This window comes from Lysobacter enzymogenes, assembly GCF_017168095.1.
Classification (GTDB): Bacteria; Pseudomonadota; Gammaproteobacteria; order Xanthomonadales; family Xanthomonadaceae; genus Lysobacter; species Lysobacter enzymogenes_D.
Map to the genome: position 1 here is coordinate 1 of NZ_LXSD01000126.1, position 8,883 is coordinate 8,883.

Annotated in this window: 8 protein-coding genes; 5 read left to right on the forward strand and 3 right to left on the reverse strand. The window is 70.6% G+C overall.

The window, feature by feature from the left end:
* Positions 1-1,157: ATP-dependent helicase C-terminal domain-containing protein (locus tag A7A76_RS03500; RefSeq protein ID WP_206409894.1), on the forward strand; the 1,157-nt coding region annotated here is incomplete at its 5' end.
* Between the two features lie 191 nt (positions 1,158-1,348).
* Positions 1,349-1,708 (forward strand): hypothetical protein, encoded by a 360-nt coding sequence (locus tag A7A76_RS03505; RefSeq protein ID WP_206409895.1) that lies wholly within the window; start codon positions 1,349-1,351, stop codon positions 1,706-1,708.
* 223 nt (positions 1,709-1,931) lie between these two features.
* Here the strand turns inward: A7A76_RS03505 and A7A76_RS03510 are convergent, their stop codons facing one another.
* Positions 1,932-3,023, reverse strand: coding sequence for a response regulator (locus tag A7A76_RS03510; RefSeq protein WP_206409896.1), 1,092 nt, complete (start codon positions 3,021-3,023; stop codon positions 1,932-1,934).
* A 252-nt stretch (positions 3,024-3,275) separates the two neighbouring features.
* On the opposite strand from A7A76_RS03510, the gene A7A76_RS03515 reads away from it, so the two are divergent.
* Both A7A76_RS03515 and A7A76_RS26015 read left to right on the forward strand, forming a co-directional pair.
* On the forward strand, positions 3,276-4,229 hold the full coding sequence (locus A7A76_RS03515; protein ID WP_206409897.1) for an aldo/keto reductase: 954 nt from the start codon (positions 3,276-3,278) through the stop codon (positions 4,227-4,229).
* Between the two features lie 246 nt (positions 4,230-4,475).
* Positions 4,476-5,435: an EamA family transporter gene (locus A7A76_RS26015; RefSeq protein WP_206409898.1), complete on the forward strand. Its 960-nt coding sequence runs from the start codon at positions 4,476-4,478 to the stop codon at positions 5,433-5,435.
* 72 nt (positions 5,436-5,507) lie between these two features.
* On the opposite strand, the gene A7A76_RS03525 is transcribed toward A7A76_RS26015, so the two are convergent.
* The gene (locus tag A7A76_RS03525; RefSeq protein WP_206409899.1) at positions 5,508-7,250 is read right to left on the reverse strand and encodes a hypothetical protein; all 1,743 of its coding nucleotides are present in this window, start codon (positions 7,248-7,250) and stop codon (positions 5,508-5,510) included.
* Between the two features lie 344 nt (positions 7,251-7,594).
* Here A7A76_RS03525 and A7A76_RS03530 point away from each other — a divergent pair, with 344 nt between their 5' ends.
* Positions 7,595-7,993 carry a hypothetical protein gene (locus A7A76_RS03530; RefSeq protein WP_206409900.1) on the forward strand — a complete coding sequence of 133 codons (399 nt, stop codon included), beginning with the start codon at positions 7,595-7,597 and terminating at the stop codon, positions 7,991-7,993.
* Positions 7,994-8,092: 99 nt separating this feature from the next.
* On the opposite strand, the gene A7A76_RS03535 is transcribed toward A7A76_RS03530, so the two are convergent.
* Complete coding sequence (locus A7A76_RS03535; RefSeq protein WP_206409901.1) at positions 8,093-8,629, reverse strand: pseudouridine synthase; 537 nt, start codon at positions 8,627-8,629, stop codon at positions 8,093-8,095.
* Positions 8,630-8,883 lie beyond the last annotated feature (254 nt).

The following is an 8,883-nucleotide window of genomic DNA, read 5'->3' on the forward strand; positions in this document are numbered from 1 at the left end:
AGGCGCTGGCCGCGTTCCGCGCCGGGCGCGCGCCGGCGGACGCCTCGCGTTCGGCGCTGGCCGCGCTCGACCAGGCCAGCAAGCAATGGCGCCGGCGCCTGCGTCTGGACCATCCGCCGCCGTCGTCGGCGCCCGCGCACGCGCTCGGCGATCTGCTGCTGCACGCGTTTCCCGACCGCATCGCGCGCCAGCATCCGAGCGACCCGTATCGCTATCAACTCGCCAACGGCCGCAGCGCCAGGCTGTTCGACGACAGCGCGGTGTACGGCGAGCCGTGGCTGGCGATCAGCGAACTGCGCGACGATCCGCGCGATGCGCGCATCCTGCGCGCCGCGCCGCTCGACCAGGCGCGGCTGGAGCGCGAGTTCCCGCAGCGCTTCGTCAGCGAAGACCGGGTGGTGTGGGACGCCGCCGCGCGCGGCATCGCGGCGGTGCGCGAACGCCGCTACGATCGCATTGTCATCGACAGCCGGCCGTTGGCGCGGCCCGATCCCTCGCGTTATGCCGACGCGCTGGTCGACGCGGTGCGCCAGCTCGGCCTGGACGCGCTGCCGTGGACGCCCGGCCTGCGCCAGTGGCGCGCGCGCGTGCGCGGCCTGCGCGAGTGGATGCCGGAACTGACGCAAGGCGACACGCCGCTGCCGGACCTGTCCGACAGCGCGCTGCTCGAACGCCTCGACCAGTGGCTCAAGCCCGCGCTCAGCGGCAAGACCCGGCTCGACGCGCTCGACGAAGCGGCGTTCGGCGAAGCGCTGCGTTCGCTGTGCGACTGGTCGTGGCGGCAGAAGCTCGACGCGCTGGCGCCGACCCGCATCGTCGTGCCCTCGGGCATGGAGCGCGCGATCGATTACGGCTACGACGACCACGCCCTCGACGGCCGCGGCGCAGCGCAGGCGCCGGTGCTGGCGGTGAAATTGCAGGAACTGTTCGGCCTGGCCGACACCCCGCGCATCGCCGACGGCCGCGTGCCCCTGACCCTGCACCTGCTGTCGCCGGCCGGCCGCCCGCTGCAGGTCACCCAGGACCTGCGCGGTTTCTGGGAGCGCACCTATCCGGAAGTGAAGAAGGAAATGAAGGGCCGTTACCCCAAGCACCCGTGGCCCGACGACCCGTGGACCGCAACCGCGACGCACCGCGCCAAACCGCGCGGCACCTAAAGCAACGCCGCTTGCCCCTGTAGGAGCGGCGCAAGCCGCGACCGCGCCAACCCAACCACGACGTCACCCCCTACCCGTCGTATGCTCTGCCCGATTCAGCCCACAGCCATCCCAGCGCGGCCCCGCTCACAGAATTTCAACGGTAGCGCGCCGACACTGGAACCCGTTTCTCTTCGTCCAGGACCGACACGATGAGCAAGTTCGATTCCCTGCCCGACCGCGCGCTGGAACTGGTGCACGCGATCAGCGCCAACCTCAAGGACGCCGCGCCCAAGGCCGGCCAATGGCTCGAGACCGGCGCCAAGCTCGGTGTGGTCAAGGCCGGCGCGCGCACCGCCGGCGGCTTCATCCGCCGCAACCCGGTGGTCGCCGTGGCCGCCGTCGCCGGCGCCGGTCTGCTGTGGTACGCCGCGGCGCGGCGCAAGGCGCGCAAGCAGGCCGAAGGCGAGCCGATCGAAGGCTCGGCCCGGCGCATCGATGCGCGGCGTGCGGCGTCGGGTGGTTCGCGCCGCCGCACGCGCAATGGCGCGGATGAGACGGCGGCGGAGTAAATAAGCCGTCGTTTGCGCAGGCGCGGCGCCGGCGGTTCGGCGCGCGGTCGCGACAATAAAAAAGCCGGCGCGCATGCGGCGGCTTTTTTGTTGGGCTTGCGTCATGGTTGGGTTTTCGCGGTCGCAGCTTGCGCAGCTCCTACAGTCGCCCCCTGTAGGAGCTGCGCAAGCTGCGACCGCGACAATGGGATTACGGCGAATGCACCGCGCCGCGCGACGTCCCTCAAGCCTCCGGCAACTCGATGATGAACCGTGAGCCGCCATGCTTGCGTTCCTCATACCAAAGCTGCCCGCCGGCGTTGACCACGATCTGCTTGGCCAGCGACAACCCCAGCCCGCTCGACAAACCGTCGTCGATGTCGTTGTCGTGCAGGCGCACGAACGGTTTGAACAGTTCGCGTTGGCGCGCCACCGGAATGCCCGGGCCGCGGTCGGCGACGATCAGCTGCCAGAAGCCGGGCGCGCTGTTGCGCGCGGCCAGGGTCAAATCGCCGCCGGGCGCGTATTTCATCGCGTTGGTCACCAGGTTTTCGCTGACCTGGCGCAGCACGCGCGAGTCCATCGCCACCTGCGCCGAACCGTTCGGCGGCGGCTGCACCTGCACGCGGATGCCGCGCGCGTCGAGCTGCATTTCGTAGCGGCGCACCAGCCAGTCCAGGGTTTCGGCCAGGTCCGCGCGGGCGCCGTGCTCGGCGCGTTCGCGGTGGCCGGCCTGGCTTTCCAGGTAATGGCGGATGTAGCCGAGCGCATCGTCGGCGCTCTCGTGGATCATCTGCAGATAGCGCGGCACGCGCTCGGGCTTGCAGCCGTTGTTGATCAGCAGGTCGCTGGCGAACAGCACGCTGGTCAGCGGGTTCTTGAGGTCGTGCGCGACCAAGTTGACCAGTTCCTCGCGCTCGCGCGCGACCCGCTCCAGGCGGTCGCGGGTGAGTTTCAGGCCGACGTGGGCGTTGACCCGCGCCAGCAGTTCTTCGGGCAGGAACGGCTTGGTGACGTAATCGACCACGCCGGCGTCGAACGCGCGCAGCAGCAGGTCGCGGTCGTGGGCGGCAGTGACGAACACCACCGGCACGCGCAGCGGCGAGTCGGCGCGCAGCGCGTCCATGACTTCGAAACCGTCCATGCCCGGCATCATCACGTCGAGCAGGATCAGGTCGGGCGGGGACTGCGCGTACAGCTGCAAGGCCTCGTCGCCGGTCGAGGCGGCCACCACCTCGTAACCCTGGCGGGACAACAGGGCGGTCACCACGCGCAGATTCGCGGCCTGGTCGTCGACGACCAGGATGCGACCGGTGGATGTCGCGGGAGTGCTCACGTCCTGTAAATCTCCTGGAGGTGCTGGATTGCCACGGAATTCACATGAAATTCGCATATGTGAATCGAGTGGAAATCGTGTGGCAAGTTAACAGAAACCTTCACATAAAGGCGAAACCGCCGCCGGGAATGATGAATCGTTCACGGCTCTGCGACGACCCGTCGCAGCCGCCAGTCCAGGCACAGGAAATCCGCGATGACGGCCCCGTTTGCGGCGGCGCATCATGAACATTCCCGCATTAAGGAAACTGCAATGAACCTGCGTCCGCTCGGCCGTTCTTCCCTGTCCGTGGCGCCGTTGGCGTTCGGCGGCAATGTATTCGGCTGGAGTGCCGACGAGGCGACGAGTTTCGCCCTGCTGGACGCATTCACCGAGGCCGGTTTCGCCCTGGTCGACACCGCCGATGTGTATTCGGCGTGGGTGCCGGGAAATCAGGGCGGCGAGTCCGAACGCATCATCGGCCGCTGGCTGGCCCAGGGCGGCGGGCGCCGCGAGCGCATCGTGGTCGCCACCAAGGTCGCCAAATGGACGCCGCGGCGCGGGCTGGCGCCGGCCACTATCCAGGCGGCGGTGGAGGATTCGCTGCGCCGGCTCGGCACCGAGGTCATCGACCTCTACCAGGCCCACGAGGACGACCCGACGGTGCCGCTGGAAGACACCCTCGGCGCGTTCGCCCGCCTGATCGAGGCCGGGAAAGTGCGCGCGATCGGCGCCTCGAATTACTCGGCCGCGCGTCTGGCCCAGGCCCTGGATGTGTCGGAACGGCACGGGCTGCCGCGCTACGAAAGCCTCCAACCGGAATACAACCTCTACGATCGCGCCGGCTTCGAGCGCGAACTGGAGCCGTTGGTGCGCGAACGCGGCGTCGGCGTGATCGGCTACTACTCGCTGGCCAGCGGTTTCCTGACCGGCAAATACCGCAGCCGCGCCGACCTGGGCAAGAGCCGGGCGCGCGGCGGCGCGGTGCAGAAGTATCTGGATGCGCGCGGGCTGCGCATCCTGGCCGCGCTCGACGAGGTCGCCGCCGGCCACGGCGCGACCCCGGCGCAGGTGGCGCTGGCCTGGCTGATCGCGCGGCCGTCGGTGACCGCGCCGATCGCCAGCGCGACCAGCGTGGCGCAGTTGCAGGAGTTGATCGCGGCGGCGCGGTTGACGCTCAGGGCCGACGAGATCGCGGCGCTCGACTTCGCCAGCGCCGGCGGCTGATCGCGATCGCGCCGGCGGCCGCGCCGACGCCGTCCGGTTCGGCACCGATCGCAGCGACGCCGATCGCCGCGGCACCGTCCGGCCGACGGCCCGCCGCGGCAAAGCGCTTCGCGGTCGTCGCCCCGCCGCCGTCCCGGCCGCCGGCCTTACCCTGTGCCGTAGACGCCACGAACGTCCGCCGCCGCCGTCCTCCCCCTCCATCGCCGCCCGCCGTCGCCGCCCGCGCCCAGCCGAGACGAACCGCCCGTGTCCCCCGCTTCGAGTTCCACCTCCCGCCGCACCGGCGTCGCCCTCGCCGCCAGCGGCGCGGTCCTGTTCTCGGCCAAGGCGATCCTGGCCAAGCTGCAATACCGCTACGGCGTGGATTCGTTGCAGGTGCTGGCGCTGCGCATGGCGTTCTCGCTGCCGCTGTTCGCCGCGCTGGGCGTGCGCGAGCACGGCCGCGCGCGCGCCCGCGGCGCGCTGCCGACGCGGCGCGACTGGGGCCTGATCGCGGTGCTCGGCGTGCTCGGCTATTACCTGTCCAGCCTGCTCGACTTCTGGGGCCTGGAGTACGTGCCGGTGTCGCTGGAGCGGCTGATCCTGTTCCTCAATCCGACCATCGTGCTGCTGATCGGCCTGTTCGCGTTCAAGCGCCGGGTCGCCGCGCGCGAGTGGACGGCGCTGGCGGTGAGCTATGCCGGCGTGGTCCTGGTGATGGTCGAAAACCTGCGCGTGGAAGGCGAGCACGTGCTGTTCGGCAGCGCGCTGGTGCTCGGCGCGGCGGTCAGCTACGCGCTGTATCTGGCGATGTCGGGCGAACTGATCAAGCGCCTGGGTTCGTTGCAGCTGGTGGCCTGGGCGATGATCGTGTCGACCGCCGCGGTGCTGATCCATTACCTGATCGCGCGCCCGCCGTCGGCGCTGTTCGGCCTGCCGTGGCAGGTGTACGCGCTGGCCGCGGCCAATGCGGTGTTCTGCACCTTCCTGCCGGTGACCTTCACGATGGCCGCGGTCGGGCGCCTGGGCGCGGGTACGGCGGCGCAGTTCTCGGTGATCGGGCCGGTGTCGCTGGTGTTCCTCGGCGCCTGGGTGCTCGGCGAGAAGATCACCGCGATCCAGTTGATCGGCACCGCGGTGGTGCTCGGCGGGGTGTGGCTGCTGAGCCGGCCGGGGGCCAACTCGGTGCCGCTGCCGGCGGCGGCGGCGGACAAGACGCCGGGCTGAGCGCCGCCGCGCCGCGCAAACGCGAACAGGCGCCCGAAGGCGCCTGCTCGCGGTCGCTGCGGCGTTGCGGCGTCAGTGCGTGGCCAGCAGCGGCACGCTCAGCGCTTCGTGGAACACGCCGCCGGACAGGCAGGCGTTGTTCTGCAGCGCGGCCAGCTGGCTCTGCCGGGCGAACAGATCGCCGTAGATGCGGTTCGAACCGCTGAACGGATCGGTCACGTTGTAGGTACTCGGGCTGGCGAGGGTGCCGTTGCCGATCAGGAATTTCGACAACACCGCCTGAGTGCCGGATGCGCGGTTTTCGATGTGGAGGAAGGTGTTGGTCGCGGTTTCCTTGCCGTGGCAGGAGTTGCAGGTGTTCAGCGAGAACTTGTTGCGCTCGTCGTTGCCGGCGCCGGGGCCGTTCCAGAACAGCTGCGGCGGACCGTTCGGCACCGCGCCGGTCAGCATGCGCTGGCCCTGGTACAGCAGCGGCACCTGGTAGGTGTTGGCCAGGATCTGCGGCCCGAACTCGAAGATGTAGTCGCCGAGCAGGATCGAGTTGTTGAGGCTGTGGTGCGGGGTCTGCTTGGCCGTGGTCATGGTCAGCTGGGTGGCGCCGCGGGCGATGGCGAACTCGCGCAGTTCCCACGGGCTCTGCAGGAACTCGTTGGTGCGCACCTGGTTGATCGCGCTGCGGTTGGGCTTGGACGGGGCGGCGTTGGCCGCGGTGAAGCGGTCGGTGATGACCTGCAGCTGCGAGTTGTAGGCCGGCGAGCCCAGGGTCAGCGTGCCCAGCGCGCCCCATTGGCGGGCGTAGCTGCGGATGTTGGTGCAGCCGGTGATCGGGATGCCGTATTCGAGGATCACCGTGAACGGGAACACCGAGCAACTGCCGCTGGCGTTGCGCCGGATCACCCCGAACACGAACCGGCCTTCGCCGGCGGTGCCGCCGCCGTAGGCCGAGTTGGTGCGCAGGTCCATGCGGTTGACGATCGCCAGCAGGCGCAGCGGCGACTTCTTCAAGTCGAGCTTGCCGGTGACGCTGTCGCGGCTCCAGGCGTTGAGCACCTGGTTGATGACCTGCGCGCGCGCCGCGGCGGGGAAGGTGTTGATGGTCTGGGTGCTGCCCCACTGGCGCAGCCAGTTCTCGACGAAGTCGGCGGGGTTCACGCCGGTGACCGGCTGGTTGGCGATGTTGGTCATCAGCGTGTTGAAGGTCCACGCGCCGCTGGGGTTGCCGGCGCCGGTGCACTGGTCGAAGGTGCGGGTCGGGTCTTCGATCACGCTGGGCGAGACGACCAACAGCGAACGCTCGGGCCGGACGATCGCCGGCGGCCCGAACACCACCGGGAACGGGATCCGGATCGGCAACGCCAGCTCGATCTGCCTGCGCAGGGTCTCCGGGTCGAGGAAGGCCATCGGCGCTTCGCCGCGGAACTCGCGGCCGACGAAGGTCGGCACGGTGAGCTTCTGCCCGGCCAGCTGCTGGCGCTCGGACTGCTCCTTGACGAAGCCGTCGAAGTCGAACGCGATCGCGGCGCTGTAGAGCTGCGGGTCCTTGTCGTCGCGGCGCAGCGCGACCGGCTTGTCGCCGACGTTGAAGGCGATCTGCGCCGGCAATTGCTGGCCCTTGGCGTAGATCAGCTGCAGCAGGGCGTTGCCTTCGCCGGACTGCGGGGTCGGGGTGATCAGCATGTCCTCGACCACCGGCGGCGCCAGTTCGAACGGCAACGGTTCTTCGGCCGCGCGCGCGGCCGGGGCGTGGAGCAGGGACGCAGCCCCGGCGGCCAGCGCGAAGCCGACGCCGAGGGACAGGGAACGCAGGGTGGACATGGGTCGGGCTCCTCCGGTGAGCAGACCGCGAGTGGCGCAGCGCCAGGCGCGTAGCTAGCGCCGACGCTACGGCCGCGCGCGCGGGCCGCGCCAGCGCTGCGTGGGACCAAACCGGGACGGTTTCTCAGCGCCGCCGGCGAGCTGCGACCGCGGTCGCGGCGGCAATGCGCGGGCGATAGCAGGCGGCGGTGAGCGAAGGTGAGCCGGCGCCGGCGCGCGGCGGCGGCCGATCGGCGCCGCTTCGCGCGTCGTGTCCTTATGGCGAGGCGGCGGCGTCGAGCCTCGTCAGCGCCGCGCCGATCCGCGAGAATGCCGCGCCCCCGAACTGCGCCGAGGTTTCGCGCATGCAACGCCTTTTGCTGCTGATCGCCCTGGTCGCGGTCGCCGCCTTCGCCTACCTGCACTGGTTCGCCGCGCCGGTGCCGCGCTATCGGCTGGCCGAGATCGAGCGCCAGCCGATTCCGCGCGAGGAGTTCTTCGCCCTGTGGCGCGACACCGCCTACGGCCTGTGCGAGCGCGGCGCGGCCGGCAGCGACCGGCTGGCGCCGGCCGACTGCCGCGCCTACGTGGACCGGGCGCACGCGCGCTGCGCGGCCCGCGCCGGCGCGCCGGCGATGATCGCCGGCAAGGCCGAATCGCGGCGCTGGGCGCGGCCCTACCTGGATTGCGTGGTGCCGGCGCCGGTCTGCGGCGGGGTGGAAGTGCGCACGCTCGACGAGGCCTTGCGCTATTGCGCGCGGTGAGCGCGCGCTGGCGCGGGTAGATCGGGCGGTAAGCGATAAACCCTGCGGTGAGCGCGTCCCGGCGTGGTTCAAGCGCGCGACGGAGCTGCCGATTTACCGCTAAAGCGCGCGCCACTGTCCCGGCGCCAGCCCGTCGAGCCGGTGCGGGCCGATCGCGACGCGGATCAGGCGCAGCGTCGGCAGTCCCACCGCCGCGGTCATCCGCCGCACCTGCCGGTTGCGGCCTTCGCGCAGGCTCAGTTCCAGCCAGGCATCGGGCACGGTCTTGCGGAAACGCACCGGCGGGTCGCGCGGCCACAGCCACTGCGGCGCTTCGACCGCGCGCGCCTGCGCCGGCAGGGTCGGGCCGTCGTTCAAGTTCACGCCTTCGCTGAGTTGCCGCAATTGCGCTTCCGACGGCTCGCCTTCGACCTGAACCAGGTAGGTCTTGGCCTGCTTGTGGCGCGGGTCGGTGAGGCGGTGGGCGAGTGCGCCGTCGTCGGTGAGCAGCAGCAGGCCTTCGCTGTCGTGGTCCAGGCGGCCGGCGGCGTAGACCTCGGCGGGCAGGCCGAATCCGGCCAGCGTGGGCTTGGGGGGTTGGGTGCGGTCGGTGAACTGGGAGAGCACGCCGTAGGGTTTGTTGAGGGCGATGAGCATGCGGGTGCGGGGGGGATGCGGTCGTATTGTGCCGGTGCGTTGGGGGCGATGGTGTTTTCGCTGGGGGTGCGGTCGCGGCTCGCGCCGCTCCTACAGGGTCGCCGGCGAGTTTCGTCTCTCACTGTAGGAGCGACGCAAGTCGCGACCAACCGCAGCAACGCAGCCCCGCCGCCACACCCCCGAAGCCCCGTAACCCCCAGACCGTCATTCCGGCGAAAGCCGGAACCCAACCGCAGCGACGCAGCTCCGCCGCC